The sequence below is a fragment of the Rhizobium sp. PvP014 genome, assembly GCF_017876855.1.
Classification (GTDB): Bacteria; Pseudomonadota; Alphaproteobacteria; order Rhizobiales; family Rhizobiaceae; genus Neorhizobium; species Neorhizobium soli.
The window spans coordinates 2,661,653-2,676,364 of sequence record NZ_JAGIOT010000002.1; the positions used below are offsets into that span (position 1 = coordinate 2,661,653).

Genomic DNA, 14,712 nt, shown 5'->3' on the forward strand with positions numbered 1-14,712 from the left:
CGTCAGAACTCGATGCCGGCCTGGGCTTTGACGCCGGCCTTGAAGTGATGCTTGACGAGCGTCATCTCGGTCACCAGATCCGCCGCCTCGATCAGAGCCGGTTTTGCATTACGGCCGGTGACGACCACGTGCAGATCCGCCCGGCGCGCCTGTAACTGGGCAACGACCGTTTCGAGATCGAGATAATCGTAACGCAACGCGATATTGAGTTCGTCGAGAATGACGAGGCCGATCGTTTCATCCGCCATCAGTTCGAGTGCCATGCCCCAGGCCTTCTCGGCAGCGGCGATGTCGCGTTTGAGATCCTGGGTTTCCCAGGTAAAGCCCTCGCCCATCGTGTGCCAGGCAATGCGGTCACCGAACACAGCAAGCGCCGGCTGCTCGCCGGTTGACCATGCGCCCTTGATGAACTGCACGATGCCGACGCGGCGGTTGTGGCCGAGCGTCCGCAAGGCCAGCCCGAAGGCCGCCGTCGACTTGCCCTTGCCGGAGCCGGTATGAACCATGAGGAGCCCCTTCTCGACGGTCTTCTCCGCGACTTCGGCATCCTGAACCGCCTTGCGGTTTTCCATCTTGGCGCGGTGGCGCTGCTCGGTGGTCTGATCGATTTCCTTCAACGGACTGCAAGCTCCTTGGACGTGGTCGAAATTTCCTCACCGGCACGGAAACGCTCGCGGATGACGCCGGAAAGCGCGCCGAGAACGGCCCAGAAGACGAGGTTCGTCGCGTAGACGGCATTGACGAACCGCGCATGCAGTTCGATCGGCACCGCGGTGTCATGGGTCGGCGGCAACGGTGCACCGATGATGTGCGGAGCAACCAGCAGGACGACCGCCAGAGCCGCAAGAAGGGCGGAGCGGGTATAGGCAAGCAGCCCGAGGGCCAGGGCGGTGCAGACTGCCGTCGCGATCCACCAGAGCTGCCGCGGTCCGAGTTCGGCGACGGGCATGCCCGGGAGTTCCGGCGGAAGACCGAGGCCGGGTGCAAGGCTGACGGTGAGGAAACCGGCAATGCCGAACATCAACCCGCCGCGCCATCCACCAAACCCGCCGAGTGCTTCGGCAATGGCGATGGCAACCAGCGCAAAACCGATGGCAGAAAGCGCATTGGCCGCAGCCGTGTAGGCAAAGCGCTCGATCCCGTCAGCCGGCGCCCATGCCTCTTCGGCGGGATCATGCTGAGCGGAAGCCGGCGCTGCAGTGCTGGCTACCGTATTCGGAGCTGTGCCATGGCTATGTCCAGCGCCGTTGCCGCCGGCGTGTTCATAGGTCTCCGCTGCGAGAATAAGCGGCACGACGGAAAAGCTTTGCATCACGGTCATCAGGAGCCCGGACAAAAGCCCTGCGATCACCGCCGTGAGGACGATGTTTCGAAACAGCGACATTTAAGGAATTCCTCTTAGTGGCAGGGAAAGGCCAGCGAGTGGCGCGTATCGTGAGCCGCATTGTGCACAGCCTCGATATGCGAAAAGCCGACAAAGCCGACGATGAACAGGCCGAGTATGGCTGTCATGCCAAGAGGAATGATTTTCGATGCGGAAACGCTGGCTGCACCGGCAGCAGAGTTCGTAACCATGGACGTCGTCTTTCTGCCCTCCACCCGAGGACTTTCACTGTGCCTATCGTCTCCGGCAGGTCTCCTGGCTCGCGGATCGAACGCCTCTGACCCGCCTTCCCGGATGTCTCCAGTGGCATGTTGAGCAGAGACTTTCCGCTTACAGTTGCGGGGGCAGCCGCGGGTTTGACGTCAAGATATCGTCGCACCGCATTCCCTTCGATGAGCCCTCTCGGGCACCAAAGACAGGGTCACTATAGACGGTTTCCCCACACGGGCAATCGCCTTTGCGACATTGACACTGCCCTGCGACAAGGCTTAGGTGACTGCGATACGGTCCCTTGCCGGCAACGGTAGGGGCTAAGAGAGAATGCGGTGCGAGCCCGGGATCATCTTTGAGATCCCATGGTTCAATGCCGCGGCTGCCCCCGCAACTGTAAGCGGCGAGCCATCCTGCCACTATGGCCACTGGAGAAATCCGGGAAGGCAGGCGGATGGTGACGACCCGCGAGCCAGGAGACCTGCCGTTCGAAAACATGCCTTTCCGGGCGGGGTGCTCCGGAAAAGCTTCTTTCACTCTGCAGGATAGGCTTGCCTTCCTGTCGTGCACCCCGATGTTATTGACTTGGGCGGTAGTGCGACACGATGGTGATTGACGAACGAAAAGACGAGCGCGACGCGGCCGCAGACGGCCTTGCCGGCGAGCCGGATGTGACGATTTTCGTCTGCACCAATTGTCGCGAGGCATCCGACAGCGAAGCGCGCCCGGGCATCGTCCTGATGGACGCCCTTCGCGAGGCTGCCGCCGGCAAGCCGCTTTCCGTCAAACCCGTCACCTGCCTTGCCAACTGCGAAAAAGGCCCAAGTGCTGCCTTCAACCATCGCTCCGGCTGGTCCTATGTCTTTGGTCATCTGTCGCTCGACACGGTCGAGGACATCTTGGTCGGCGCGATGATGCTGGCTGACGACGAGCGCGGTTTACTTCCCCTTCGCGGCCGCCCCATGTGCCTTCGCGGCAAGGGCATGACGGCCCGCATTCCCCCATTCCAGCACCACGAGGACCTGCCTTCATGAGCGTTTCATTCGACCGCGTTCCCTGCACCGTGATCACCGGGTTTCTCGGTGCCGGCAAGACCACGCTGATCCGTCACCTGATCGAAAACCTCAAGGGCAAGCGCCTCGCGATCATCGTCAACGAGTTCGGCGATGTCGGCATCGATGGCGACGTGTTGAAGAGCTGCGGCATCGAAAGCTGCCCTGACGACAACATTATAGAGCTTGCCAACGGATGCATCTGCTGCACCGTCGCCGACGACTTCGTTCCGGCGATCGACCAGATCCTGGCCCGCGAACCGCGCGTCGACCACATCCTGATCGAAACCTCCGGCCTTGCCCTGCCGAAGCCGCTCGTCCAAGCCTTCCAGTGGCCGGATGTGAAGGCCCGCGTCACCGTGGATGCCGTCATTGCCGTGGTGGACGGTCTGGCGCTTGCGCAAGGTCGCGTTGCCGATGATCACGAAGCGCTGGAAGCGCAGCGCAGCCAGGACAGCTCGATTGACCACGACGATCCGGTCGAGGAAGTGTTCGAGGACCAGATTGCCTGCGCCGATATGATCGTGCTGACCAAGACCGACCTTCTCGACCAGGCATCGCTTGCCGCCGCCAAGGGCCGTGTCCAGGCGCATCTGCCGCGCGCGGTCAAGATCGTGCCCGCCGCAAACGGCGCCGTCGATCCGAGCGTGCTGATCGGTCTCGGCCTTGCCGTCGAGGACGATATCGAAAACCGCAAGACCCATCACGACGATGAGCTGGATCACGATCACGACGATTTCGACAGTTTCGTCATCGATATTCCAGCCGTTGCCGATGCGGACGAACTCGCTGCCCGCATTTCCGCCACGGCGGAAGCGGAAAACGTGCTGCGCATCAAGGGGTTTGTCGACGTCGCGAACAAGCCGATGCGCCTTCAGGTGCAGGCTGTCGGTTCACGCGTGAACCACTATTTCGACCGCGCCTGGGGTGCCGGCGAGACCCGCCAGAGCCGCCTCGTCGTGATCGGCGAAAAGGGGATGGACCGGGCTGCGATCGAAAAGATGCTGGCGGCATAAGAGGGCTGTAGAAGGAAAACGATGCATATTCTCGCCACCACCTCGTCGTCGCTCGACGACCTGATCGAGCCGGTCGACCTTAACCAGTCGCCGGCGGATGTGGTGGTGCTGTCTTTTTCCGGCAGTGACCTCAACGGCATCGCAGCGGGTTGGAGTAATGGCAAGGCGAGCCTCTGCCTTACCAATATCTCCGACCTGCGCCATCCGATGTCCGTCGATCTCTGGCTCGAAAAGACCGCGGCCCATGCGCGCTTCATCCTCGTGCGCATTCTAGGCGGCTACGATCGCTGGGCCTATGGCGCCGATCAGTTGTCGCGGCTGGCGAAGCGCAAGAAGATCCCGCTCGCAATGCTGCCGGGCGAATGCAGCATCAGCGATGACCGCCTGGCCGCTGCCTCGACCGTGCCCGATGCAACGCTGATGGACGTTCTCGCCTTCTTCCGCGAAGGCGGGCCGGACAATATGCAGCTTCTGGCGCGCCGCCTGGATGCCCTGGCAAACGGCGATACGCAAAGCTTGCCGACCCCGACGCCGATGCCGAAGCGGGGCTTCTACAAGCCCGGCCACGGCATCTCGACCGGCGAGGAGCTTCTGGCTGGCTTCCCGCCCCATGCGCAGCGGCTGCCGATCCTGTTCTACCGCTCCACCTTGCTTGCCAACGATGCAGCACCGATCGACGCGATGTATGAAGCACTTGCCGCCCGCGGTTTCGCACCGATGCCGATGTTCGTCGGCGGCTTGAAGGATGCAGAAACCATCGGCTTTGTCGAACAAGCGATCGCAGAGCTCGATCCGGCGGCCATTCTCACCACGACAGCCTTTGCAAGTGCGACCGACGACAACGGCGACACGATTTTCGACCGCTCAGGGATTCCCGTCTTCCAGCTGGTCACCGCAACGACTCGGCGGGACGGATGGATGGAAGGCCGCCGCGGCCTCAACCCTTCTGATCTTGCCATGCATGTCGTGCTGCCGGAACTGGACGGCCGCATTCTCGCCGGCGCGATCTCGTTCAAGGCCGGCGACAAGACGGCCGATCTCATCAACCAGCCCGAACCTGACCGTATCGAACACGTCGCAGACCGGATCGCCGCCTTCCTGGCCATGAAGACTGTGTCCCGCGCCGAGCGAAAGCTCGTCATCCTGATGCCGGATTATCCGAGTGCGCCGGGCCGCACCGGTTATGCCGTCGGCCTCGACGTGCCGCAAAGCGTTCTCACGATCCTCAGCACGCTATCGACAGCCGGCTACTCTATTTCCGATATCCCGCAAACCCCGCGCGCGCTTCTGGATCTTCTGGCCGCCAGGACAGTGCAATATCCGCTGGCAACCTACAGCCCTTCAGCTGGCATTGATTCCGCCTGGGGCGAGCCCGCAATGGATGCGGATCTGGAAGACGGTGCCTACCGTTTCCGCGCCGCGCAATTCCGCAATGTCACGGTGGCGCTTGCCCCGGACCGCGGCCGCGATGCAGACCGCCGCGCCGACTATCACAGCCCCGACCTGCCGCCGCGCCATGCCCTCAATGCGTTCGGTCAGTGGATGCGCGATGCCGTAGGAGCCCATGCGATCGTTCATGTCGGCGCCCATGGCACGCTGGAATGGCTGCCGGGAAAGACAGTGGCGCTATCGAAAGACTGCTTTCCGGAACTCGTAACCGGCGGCCTGCCGGTCATCTATCCGTTCATCGTATCCAATCCCGGCGAGGCGGCGGTTGCTAAGCGGCGCATTTCTGCGGTCACCATCGGTCACCTGCCGCCGGTTCTGGCCGGTGCGGGCCTTTCGGTTGAGCAGACGAAATTTGAGCTGCTGGTCGACGAATACGCGCAGGCCGACGGGCTCGATCGGCGCCGCCGCGACCGGCTGGCGAAACTGATCGTCGAGACTGCGGCCGACTGCGGACTGGCATCCGAGGCCGGCATCACAAGTGATGACGACCCCGACACCGCACTCAGCCGCATCGACGCGTTTCTCTGCGACCTCAAGGACTTCGCCATCAAGGATGGCCAGCACGTGTTTGGTGAAGTCGCCGACGGTGACGACGATCCGCTGCGGATCGCCAGTGCCGGAACCGAAATGCAGGCACTGATCGATGCGCTAGATGGCCGGCATATCCGCCCCGGACCGTCGGGCGCACCCGCCCGTGGCCGCCGCGACGTGATGCCGACCGGGCGCAATCTCTACCCCAGCGATCCGCGCACCCTGCCGACCCCGACCGCCTTCGAACTCGGCAAGCGCGCCGCAGACGAGATTTTGCGCAGATACCTGCAGGACCATGGCGACTGGCCGAAAAGCCTCGTCTTCGACCTCTGGGGCAGCGCTTCACTTCGAAGCGGCGGCGAGGAAGTGGCGCAGGTTCTGGCGCTGATGGGTGCCAGACCCGTCCAGGACGCCGCAACCGGCCGCGTCACCGGTATCGAGGTTCTGGCGCCAGCGACGCTTGGACGCCCGCGTATCGATGTGAGCCTTCGAATTTCAGGCCTGTTCCGTGACATGTTTCCGGCACTGATCGCACTTCTCGATGCCGCCATGCGGGCGATTGCGGCGCGCGAGGAGGCCCCGGGCGACAATCCGCTGGCGGAAGACGCACAGACGCTCGGCCACGTGCCCCCGCGCATCTTCGGCTCGGCCCCCGGCACCTACGGTGCCGGCATAGAGGAAAAGCTTGCCGACGGCAGCTGGGGCGAACGCGAGGAACTCGGCCGTCTCTATCTCGACGCTACCAGCCACGCATTCGGCGGTGCCGATGGCGATGGCATTCACGTTCCCGGCGGGTTTGCCGAGCGGATCGGCAGCGCCAACCTGCTTGTCCATACCGGCGACGATCCCGGCCGCGATCTTCTCGACGGGTCCGCCGACGTTGCCTTCATCGGCGGCTTTTCCGCAGCCGTCGCGGCACTTGGCGGCAAGGCGGATGTGATCGCGCTCGATACGACCGATCCGCAGAAGCCGAAAGCCCGCTCCATCTCCGAGGCCGTGACCCGGGTCGTGCGCGCCCGTGCCGTCAACCCACGCTTCATCGCCGGCCAGATGCGCCACGGTCCCCGCGGTGCAGCCGAACTGGTCGAAACCGTCGACCGGCTGATCGGCTTTGCCGAGACCACCCACGCCGTTCCGCAATCGCTGATTGATGCGACCTATGACGCCTATCTGGGTGACGAAAAAGTCCGCGACTTCCTGTTGTCCCAGAACCCCGAAGGCGCCCGCTACATGGGCCTGCGGTTCCGCGCGGCGCTCGATCGCGGTCTCTGGCATCCGCGCCGCAACGCGGTGGATGCCGAGTTGGAAATGCTGGCAGACGACTGCGAAAGGCTGGTCGCATGACAGCACTCGCACGCGACCCAGCCGAACCGGACATGAGACGCGGCGCCTGCCCTGCACTCTCTGCGCCGATGATGACGGGCGACGGCCTGCTTGCGCGCGTGCCGCTGACCGCTGCAATCGCGCCGGAGCAACTGGCCGATCTCTGCCGCCTGGCAATGCGCCACGGCAACGGCATGATCGACATTTCCGCCCGTGGCAACCTGCAGATCCGCGGCTTGAGCGAAACCTCTGCGCCGCAGCTCGAGGCCGAGGTCCGGGCGCTGGACCTGCCGCTGCGCGATGGCCTTGCCGTCGACGTGCCGCCGCTTGCCGGTGAGGACGCCACCGAGATCGCCGATCCGCGCCCGCTGGCAGACGCAATCAGAGACCGCGACCGCGACATCCAAGGCCTTGCGCCAAAGACATCTGTCATCGTCGATGGTACGGGTCGCCTGACACTGTCCGGGCTGATCGCTGATATAAGGCTGGTCGCCGTGGAGGCGGATAGCGAAATCCTCTGGAAGATCCTGCTCGGCGGCACCGAAGCTTCCGGGCGTGTTTTCAACGTTTTACGTGAAACAGAGGCCATCGAGGCGACCGTCTCTCTTCTCGAAAAGCTCGCCTCGCTTGGAAGCGATGCCCGCGGTCGTGACCTCGCTTCAGGTCTACCTGCCAACGATTTTACTGCCGCAACCATCTCCCCTTTCACGCTGCATGCCCTTTCAAGCGGCACGTTCGCGACCGGCCTAGGCCCGGCATTCGGCCAGACCCATGCCGGAAACATGATTGCCCTCTGCACGGAAGCCACACGCCTGGACATCCGCACCGTCAAACCGGCGCTCGATCATTCGCTCCTGTTCTTCGGCAGCGAGACCGCGTGCCGCACATTGACGGCATTTGCCGCAGACACCGGTTTCGTGACGTCGGCTGCCGATCCGCGCGGTCATATCGCTGCCTGCACCGGACGCCCGGCCTGCCGTTCCGGCACCATTGCCACCCACGAGATCGCCACGCGCGCTGCCACAGAATGCGCCGATCTGCTGGACGGCTCGTTCAAGCTGCATGTGAGCGGCTGCCCTAAGGGCTGCGCCCATCCGCAAGCAACGGCACTGACGCTGTGCGGTATGCCGGATCACGTTTCGCTGCTTGCCTCGGCGAAAGCGAGCGGCCAACCCTTTGCTTCCATCGCGTTTGCCGATACCAACGCCACGCTTCGCCGCCTTGCCGCTCTCGTTCGATCGGAACGGCGCTCGGGGGAAAATTCCGCTGCCTGCCTTGCCCGGATCGGTCCGGACCGGCTTTGCCAGGCGGCCATACCAGGATGACCATGACCAGTTACGACTATATCCACGAAGGCGATGCGATCTATCTGAAGTCCTTTGCGATCATACGCGAGGAAGCCGACCTTTCCGCATTTTCGGAAGAGCAGGCGGATGTCGCAGTCCGCATGATCCACGCCTGCGGCCTGGTCGAGGCGGCCGAACATTTCCGCTTCTCCGACGACTTCGTTTCTGCAGCCCGCAATGCGCTGCTGGCCGGCAAGCCCATCTATTGCGACGCATTCATGGTGGCACAGGGGGTAACCCGGGCAAGGCTTCCGGCCGACAACGAGGTGATCTGCACGTTGCGCGACAGCCGCACGATTGAACTCGCCAAAACGATCGGCAACACGAGATCGGCAGCGGCACTGGATCTGTGGGACGCGATGGAAGGTTCGGTGGTCGCCATCGGCAATGCGCCGACGGCCCTGTTTCACCTGCTGGAACTGCTGGATGCCGGTGCACCACGCCCCGCCGCGATCATCGGCATGCCGGTCGGCTTCGTCGGTGCAGCCGAATCCAAGGAAGCCCTGATGGAATCGACGCATGGCATTCCCTATGCCGTGGTGCGCGGCCGCATGGGCGGCTCGGCCATGACGGCGGCCGCCGTCAACGCGCTGGCGAGGACAGGCCTTTGAACCCCAAAAGTATAAAGGGCAGACTGATCGGCGTCGGCACCGGGCCGGGTGATCCGGAACTGATGACGCTGAAGGCCGTGCGTGCCATCAATGAAGCGGATGTGCTGGCTTTCTTCTGCAAGAAGGGCTCCTCCGGTAACGGCCGCACCATCGTCGACGCGCATATCCGCCCGGGCACGATCGAGCTGCCGCTCGTCTATCCGGTCACGGTCGAGACCCACAAGGACGAAGCCGACTACAAGACGCCGATCAACGATTTCTTCGATCGGTCGGCCGAAGAAGTCGCAGCTTACCTCGATGCCGGAAAGACCGTCGCGGTTCTGAGCGAAGGAGACCCGCTGTTTTACGGGTCCTACATGCATCTGCATGTCCGGCTGAAGGATCGCTACGAGGTGGACGTGATTGCCGGCGTCACCGCAATGTCCGGCTGCTGGTCGATGACGGGCCTGCCGCTGGTGCAGGGAGACGATATCCTGAGCGTGCTTCCCGGCACGCTGTCTGAAGAAAAGCTGATCGAGCGTCTCGCCGATACCGATGGCGCCGTGATCATGAAGGTCGGGCGCAACCTGCCGAAGATCCGCCGGGCGCTGGCCGCAGTCGGCAAGCTTTCAGGCGCGCTCTATGTCGAACGCGGCACCATGGCCAACGGCGCCTCGGAGCGACTGGAAACCCGCGACGAAAGCCCTGCTCCCTATTTCTCCCTCGTGCTCGTTCCCGGATGGACCAATCGTCCGGGGCCCGATCATGGAGCGGCAGAATGACGGGATCGCTGACGGTCGTCGGCCTTGGGCCCGGCAATCCGGACCAGATCACCCCGGAAGCGCTTTCGGCGGTTGCGTCGGCGACCGATTTCTTCGGCTACTTCCCCTATATCGACAGGCTGAACCTGCGACCGGACCAACGCCGCCATGCCTCTGACAATCGCGAGGAACTGGCACGCGCCAAGGCGGCAATCGACATGGCGGCCAAAGGCGGCAAAGTCTGCGTCGTCTCGGGTGGAGATCCCGGCGTCTTCGCCATGGCAGCGGCCGTCTGTGAGGCCATCGACGAGGGCCCTGCAGAATGGCGCGACATCGATATGTCCATCGTTCCGGGCGTCACCGCCATGCTGGCGGTTGCCGCCAAGGCGGGTGCGCCTCTCGGCCATGATTTCTGCGCCATCTCGCTCTCTAACAACCTGAAACCCTGGGCCATCATCGAAAAGCGTCTCGTCGCCGCGGCAACGGCCGGCTTCGTCATGGCCTTCTACAATCCAATCAGCAAGGCGCGGCCGCATCAGCTGGACGAAGCCTTCGATATCCTGCGCGCCAACCTGCCGGGCACGGTGCCGGTCATCTTCGGTCGCGCCGCCGGCAGACCTGATGAGGCGATCCGGATCGTGCCTTTGGCAGACGCGAAGGGCGACATGGCCGACATGGCGACCTGCGTCATCGTCGGCACGGCCGAGACCAAGTTGATCGAAAGAACCGGCAACCGGCCGCTCGTCTATTCGCCGCGCTTCCTGCGGGAGAGCGTCCAGTGACGCACCCGGTCGACCAGCGCGTCCACGCTTGTGGCAGACGGCACATCCGGAAGCTCTGGCCGGTCGATCAGGATGACGTCTATGCCAAGCCGCCGTGCAGCGCTGATCTTGGCCACACTGGCACGACCGCCACTGTTCTTGGAAACGATCAGGTCGATGCCGTGCTCTTCGAGCAGCCGGATCTCTTCGTCCTCGGAAAACGGGCCACGGGCAGTGATATAGGTCACATCCGGCAGGTCCAGCGGCGGATCGACCGGATCAACGCTGCGCACCAGGTATCGATGCTGTTTTCTCACTTCGAACGGCAGGAGTTCCTGTCGGCCGAGCGTCAGGAAAACCTTGCGCGGGGCAATGTCGAGCGCTGCGACCGCGGCCTGGATGCTGCCCACCTCCTGCCAGCGATCGCCGTCCTGACGCAACCAGGCGGGACGGCGCAAAGCCAGGATATCGACGCCCGAGGACGCCGCGGCCTCGGCCGCATTGCGGGAAATCTGCGCCGCGAACGGATGCGTCGCGTCGATCAGCAGATCCACGCCCTTCTCACGGATGAAGGCATCGAGGCCGACAGCACCGCCGAACCCGCCGATCCGCACGGGCACTGGCTGTTCCGCCGGCGCTTTGGTGCGGCCTGCAAGCGAAACAAGGATCTGGTATTCCGGGTCGGTCGCCAAGCGGCCGGCCAAGGCCTTGGCCTCGGTCGTCCCGCCCAGAATGAGGATGGAGTAAGTCAAGTTGCCTCCTGAATCAGAGATGAGAGCTTTAAACCAAAGCCGCTGGCTGTCCATCGTCGGCATCGGCGAGGATGGCGTGAAGGGTCTCGGCGACAATGCCCGCGACACGATCGCGGCCGCCGCATTTGTGTTCGGCGGAAAGCGGCATCTGGAACTCGCCGCATCCCTCATCACAGGCGAAGCGCGCCCATGGCCGACGCCCTTCGATGCCGCCATGCGCGATGTCGTCGCGCTGCGTGGCCGCAACGTCTGTGTTCTTGCCTCCGGCGATCCCTTCTGCTTCGGCGTCGGCGCAACCCTGTCACGCCATGTGCCGGCGGACGAATTTATCGCCTATCCGTCCTCGTCCGCATTTTCGCTCGCAGCGTCCCGTCTCGGCTGGCCGCTGCAGGAGATCGAGACGGTTTCGCTCCACGGTCGCCCACTGGATCTCATCCGACCGCTTCTGCACCCGGGCCGGCGCGTGATCGCGCTCACGTCGGATGAACGCGGCCCTGCGGAACTGGCGGCGCTCCTGACGGAGAGCGGCTTCGGGAAGTCGCAGCTGACCGTGCTGGAAGCGCTCGGCGGCCAAGCGGAGCGAATCCGCGTGGTGCAGGCGGACGGATTTGCATTGCAGGATATCAACGTGCTGAACGTCGTCGCGATCGACGTTGCTGCAAACGGTCCGGCGCGCATTCTGCCGCTGGGCTTCGGCCTTGATGATGCCCTGTTCGAGCATGACGGTCAGATCACCAAACGCGAGATCCGGGCCTTGACGCTGTCGGCTCTGTCGCCCCGGCGCGGCGAGCTACTCTGGGATATCGGAGCCGGCTCCGGTTCGATCGGCATCGAATGGATGCTGGCCGATCCGTCGATGAAGGCGATCGGCGTTGAAGCCCATCCCGAGCGCGCCGCTCGCATCAAGCGCAATGCCGCACGCTTCGGCGTGCCGGGCCTCGTCGTGGTCGAGGGCGAAGCACCGTCGGCGCTCCATGGCCTCCCCCCACCGGATGCGATCTTCATCGGCGGCGGCGGCAGCGAACCTGGTGTCTTCGAGACGGCCGCTGCAGCGCTGAAATCCGGCGGCAGGCTCGTTGCCAACGCCGTGACGCTGGAGATGGAAGCGGTGCTGCTGACCGCAAAAGCCACGCTCGGCGGCAGCCTCATCCGCATGGATGTCTCGCGGGCCTCACCCGTCGGGTCGATGCAGGGCTGGAAGCCGGCCATGCCGGTCACGCAGTGGACTTGGACAAAAGGAACAGAACCATGATCGTCGCCGGTTTGGGTTGCCGCAAGGGCACCACACGCGCAGACCTTCTGTCCGCTCTCGATGCGGCCTGCACTGAGGCCGGTATCATCAGGGGATCGATTGGGGCACTTGCCACCGGAGAGATCAAGCGGCAGGAACCCGGCATTCTGCAGCTGGCCGAAACGCTGGGCATTCCGCTTCACATCGTCAGCGACCAGGCGTTGCTCGACGCCGAGCCGAGAACGAAGACCGTTTCCCGCCACAGCCTTGCCCAGACGCCGTCATCCAGCCTGTCCGAAGGTGCGGCGCTTGCGGCTGCGGGAGAATGGTCCGAAATCATCGTGCCGCGGCTGATATCCCAGGGCGCCACCTGCGCCTTGGCGCAAACGAAAGACTATTCATGACCGTCCACTTCATCGGCGCCGGCCCCGGTGCCGCGGATCTCATCACCGTCCGTGGTCGCGATATCCTCAGCCGCTCGCCTGTCTGCCTCTATGCAGGCTCGATCATGCCGAAGGAATTGCTGGATTACTGCCCGGCCGATGCAAGGATCGTTGATACCGGCTCTCTGTCGCTTGACGATATCGAGGCCGAATATGTAGCCGCTCACCAGGCCGGCAAGGATGTGGCCCGCCTGCATTCGGGCGATCTCTCGGTCTGGAGTGCCGTGGCCGAGCAGATCCGCCGGCTGGAGAAGCACGGCATCGACTATACGCTGACCCCCGGTGTCCCCTCGTTTGCCGCCGCCGCCGCCGCGTTGCGGCGGGAGCTGACAATTCCCGAAGTCGCGCAAAGCCTTGTCCTCACACGCGTCTCCGGCCGCGCCTCGAAAATGCCCGAGGGCGAAACGCTGAAAGCGTTTGGCGCGACAGGTGCAACGCTTGCTATCCATCTCGCCATCCATGCACTCGACAGGATCGTCGAGGAGCTGACGCCGCTTTACGGTCCAGACTGCCCGGTGGCGATCGTCGTGCGCGCCTCGTGGCCGGAAGAGCGCATCATCACCGGCACGCTTGCCGATATTGCAGCGAAGCTGGCCGCAGAACCGGCAGAACGCACCGCGCTGATCTTCGTCGGCAAAGGGCTGGGAGCGACGGATTTCGTCGAGAGCCAGCTATACAATGCAGACTATGTACGACGCTTCCGCCCCGGCTGGGATCAGCTCTCTGCGGCTAAGGACCCGGAATGATCGGACGGCGTGAATTCCGTTCGTCCGGCAAGCTGGCCGTGCCGGTCGAACACCAGGATCTCCAGCGCGATCTTAGGGTCGCCGAGCGACTTTGCGGCGGTCTTCCAGGCAAGCGCGGCAATGCGGTCACCGAGCTTCAGACCACGCGCGCCAGCCATCTCGAACGCCTGCGCGACAGTGTTTGCAGCGATGATCCGCGCAACGAGATCGGCATCGGCGCCAGCGTCTTCCGCCACCTTGGCAAGCGCTTCGAGATCGGCAAGCCCGCGCTTGGAATGCACGTCGAGCATGCCCTGGGCGAGCTTGGTCATCTTGGCGACGCCGCCGGCAATCGTCACCTTCGGCACCGGATGGCTGCGGATATATTTCAGCATGCCGCCGACGAAATCGCCCATGTCGATCAGCGCGACATCGGAGAGGTCATGATAGGCCTGCGCCGCCTTTTCGGACGTATTGCCGGTGGCGCCGGAAATGTGATCGAGGCCGGCCGCGCGCGCCACATCGATGCCGCGCCAGATGGAATGGATCCAGGCCGAGCACGAATACGGGATGACGATCCCGGTCGTGCCGAGGATCGATATACCGCCGACAATGCCGAGCCGGCCGTTCAGCGTCTTTTCGGCGATCTTTTCGCCGTCGGGCACCGAAATCTCCACCTCAAAATCGGCGCCCTCGCCGGCAACCTCAAGGATCGCCTGCGCAATCATCTGCCGCGGCACCGGGTTGATCGAGGGCTCGCCGGGTGGCAGCGGCAGACCGGGCCGCGTCACCGTACCGACGCCCGGTCCGGCCTTGAAGGTGATCCCGGTTGCGGGCGCCCCGCGCCGCACCGTGCTCATGATCAGCGCGCCATGGGTGACATCTGGGTCGTCGCCGGCATCCTTGATGATGCCGGCCTTTGCGAAACCCTCGCCCACCTCTTCGATGGCCAGCGCAAAACCCGGCCGTTGGCCGCCGGGCAGGGTCACCTCCACCAGCGCCGGAAATTCGCCTGTCATCAGCGCCAGACAGGCAGCCTTCGTGGCGGCCGCAGCGCAGGTTCCCGTGGTCCAGCCACGTCGCAGGGTCTTGCTGTCAATATCGATGGCGGCTTCCATGGTCGTTTCTATAGCCCGGC

15 protein-coding genes and 2 riboswitches are annotated in these 14,712 nt (G+C 64.0%); of the genes, 10 read left to right on the forward strand and 5 right to left on the reverse strand.

Annotation, left to right across the window (positions count from 1 at the left end; genetic code table 11):
* Positions 1-2 precede the first annotated feature (2 nt).
* From cobO to J3A65_RS17425, 3 genes are read right to left on the reverse strand one after another with little or no spacing between them, the layout of a single operon-like run.
* Positions 3-617: a cob(I)yrinic acid a,c-diamide adenosyltransferase gene (cobO, locus tag J3A65_RS17415; RefSeq protein ID WP_113112114.1), complete on the reverse strand. Its 615-nt coding sequence runs from the start codon at positions 615-617 to the stop codon at positions 3-5.
* Positions 614-1,384, reverse strand: coding sequence for a CbtA family protein (locus J3A65_RS17420; RefSeq protein WP_209902496.1), 771 nt, complete (start codon positions 1,382-1,384; stop codon positions 614-616). Before J3A65_RS17420 ends, cobO begins: the two co-directional genes overlap by 4 nt.
* A 14-nt stretch (positions 1,385-1,398) precedes the next feature.
* Positions 1,399-1,575: a CbtB-domain containing protein gene (locus J3A65_RS17425; RefSeq protein ID WP_062576923.1), complete on the reverse strand. Its 177-nt coding sequence runs from the start codon at positions 1,573-1,575 to the stop codon at positions 1,399-1,401.
* A gap of 36 nt (positions 1,576-1,611) precedes the next feature.
* Positions 1,612-1,813, reverse strand: a riboswitch (cobalamin riboswitch).
* Positions 1,814-1,871: 58 nt separating this feature from the next.
* Positions 1,872-2,098, forward strand: a riboswitch (cobalamin riboswitch).
* Between the two features lie 101 nt (positions 2,099-2,199).
* Between J3A65_RS17425 and J3A65_RS17430 the strand changes: the two genes are divergently transcribed.
* From J3A65_RS17430 to J3A65_RS17460, 7 genes are read left to right on the forward strand one after another with little or no spacing between them, the layout of a single operon-like run.
* Complete coding sequence (locus tag J3A65_RS17430; RefSeq protein WP_062463591.1) at positions 2,200-2,628, forward strand: DUF1636 family protein; 429 nt, start codon at positions 2,200-2,202, stop codon at positions 2,626-2,628.
* Positions 2,625-3,662: a cobalamin biosynthesis protein CobW gene (gene cobW / locus J3A65_RS17435; protein ID WP_062463585.1), complete on the forward strand. Its 1,038-nt coding sequence runs from the start codon at positions 2,625-2,627 to the stop codon at positions 3,660-3,662. The genes J3A65_RS17430 and cobW overlap by 4 nt, the downstream gene beginning before the upstream one ends.
* A 21-nt stretch (positions 3,663-3,683) precedes the next feature.
* The gene (gene cobN / locus J3A65_RS17440; RefSeq protein ID WP_209902498.1) at positions 3,684-6,986 is read left to right on the forward strand and encodes a cobaltochelatase subunit CobN; all 3,303 of its coding nucleotides are present in this window, start codon (positions 3,684-3,686) and stop codon (positions 6,984-6,986) included.
* On the forward strand, positions 6,983-8,290 hold the full coding sequence (gene cobG, locus J3A65_RS17445; RefSeq protein WP_209902500.1) for a precorrin-3B synthase: 1,308 nt from the start codon (positions 6,983-6,985) through the stop codon (positions 8,288-8,290). The genes cobN and cobG overlap by 4 nt, the downstream gene beginning before the upstream one ends.
* 2 nt (positions 8,291-8,292) lie before the next feature.
* Entirely contained in the window at positions 8,293-8,922 is a 630-nt protein-coding gene (locus tag J3A65_RS17450) for a precorrin-8X methylmutase (RefSeq protein ID WP_062576932.1), read from the forward strand.
* Positions 8,919-9,683, forward strand: a complete 765-nt coding sequence (locus J3A65_RS17455; protein WP_209902502.1) for a precorrin-2 C(20)-methyltransferase — start codon at positions 8,919-8,921, stop codon at positions 9,681-9,683. Before J3A65_RS17450 ends, J3A65_RS17455 begins: the two co-directional genes overlap by 4 nt.
* The gene (locus J3A65_RS17460; protein ID WP_209902504.1) at positions 9,680-10,444 is read left to right on the forward strand and encodes a precorrin-3B C(17)-methyltransferase; all 765 of its coding nucleotides are present in this window, start codon (positions 9,680-9,682) and stop codon (positions 10,442-10,444) included. Before J3A65_RS17455 ends, J3A65_RS17460 begins: the two co-directional genes overlap by 4 nt.
* On the opposite strand, the gene J3A65_RS17465 is transcribed toward J3A65_RS17460, so the two are convergent.
* Positions 10,408-11,175 (reverse strand): cobalt-precorrin-6A reductase, encoded by a 768-nt coding sequence (locus tag J3A65_RS17465; RefSeq protein WP_245341573.1) that lies wholly within the window; start codon positions 11,173-11,175, stop codon positions 10,408-10,410. The genes J3A65_RS17460 and J3A65_RS17465 overlap by 37 nt on opposite strands.
* Positions 11,176-11,194: 19 nt before the next feature.
* On the opposite strand from J3A65_RS17465, the gene cbiE reads away from it, so the two are divergent.
* Genes cbiE through cobM form a run of 3 tightly spaced genes read left to right on the forward strand, consistent with a single transcriptional unit; the run spans position 11,195 to position 13,595 of the window.
* Positions 11,195-12,427: a precorrin-6y C5,15-methyltransferase (decarboxylating) subunit CbiE gene (gene cbiE, locus J3A65_RS17470; RefSeq protein WP_209902508.1), complete on the forward strand. Its 1,233-nt coding sequence runs from the start codon at positions 11,195-11,197 to the stop codon at positions 12,425-12,427.
* A complete protein-coding gene (locus tag J3A65_RS17475; RefSeq protein ID WP_192088360.1) occupies positions 12,424-12,810 on the forward strand; it encodes a cobalamin biosynthesis protein in 387 nt (128 codons plus the stop codon). Before cbiE ends, J3A65_RS17475 begins: the two co-directional genes overlap by 4 nt.
* Entirely contained in the window at positions 12,807-13,595 is a 789-nt protein-coding gene (gene cobM, locus J3A65_RS17480) for a precorrin-4 C(11)-methyltransferase (protein ID WP_209902510.1), read from the forward strand. Before J3A65_RS17475 ends, cobM begins: the two co-directional genes overlap by 4 nt.
* Here the strand turns inward: cobM and J3A65_RS17485 are convergent.
* Positions 13,565-14,680, reverse strand: coding sequence for a cobalt-precorrin-5B (C(1))-methyltransferase (locus tag J3A65_RS17485; protein ID WP_209903588.1), 1,116 nt, complete (start codon positions 14,678-14,680; stop codon positions 13,565-13,567). The two genes, cobM and J3A65_RS17485, sit on opposite strands and share 31 nt — an antisense overlap.
* Between the last annotated feature and the right edge of the window lie 32 nt (positions 14,681-14,712).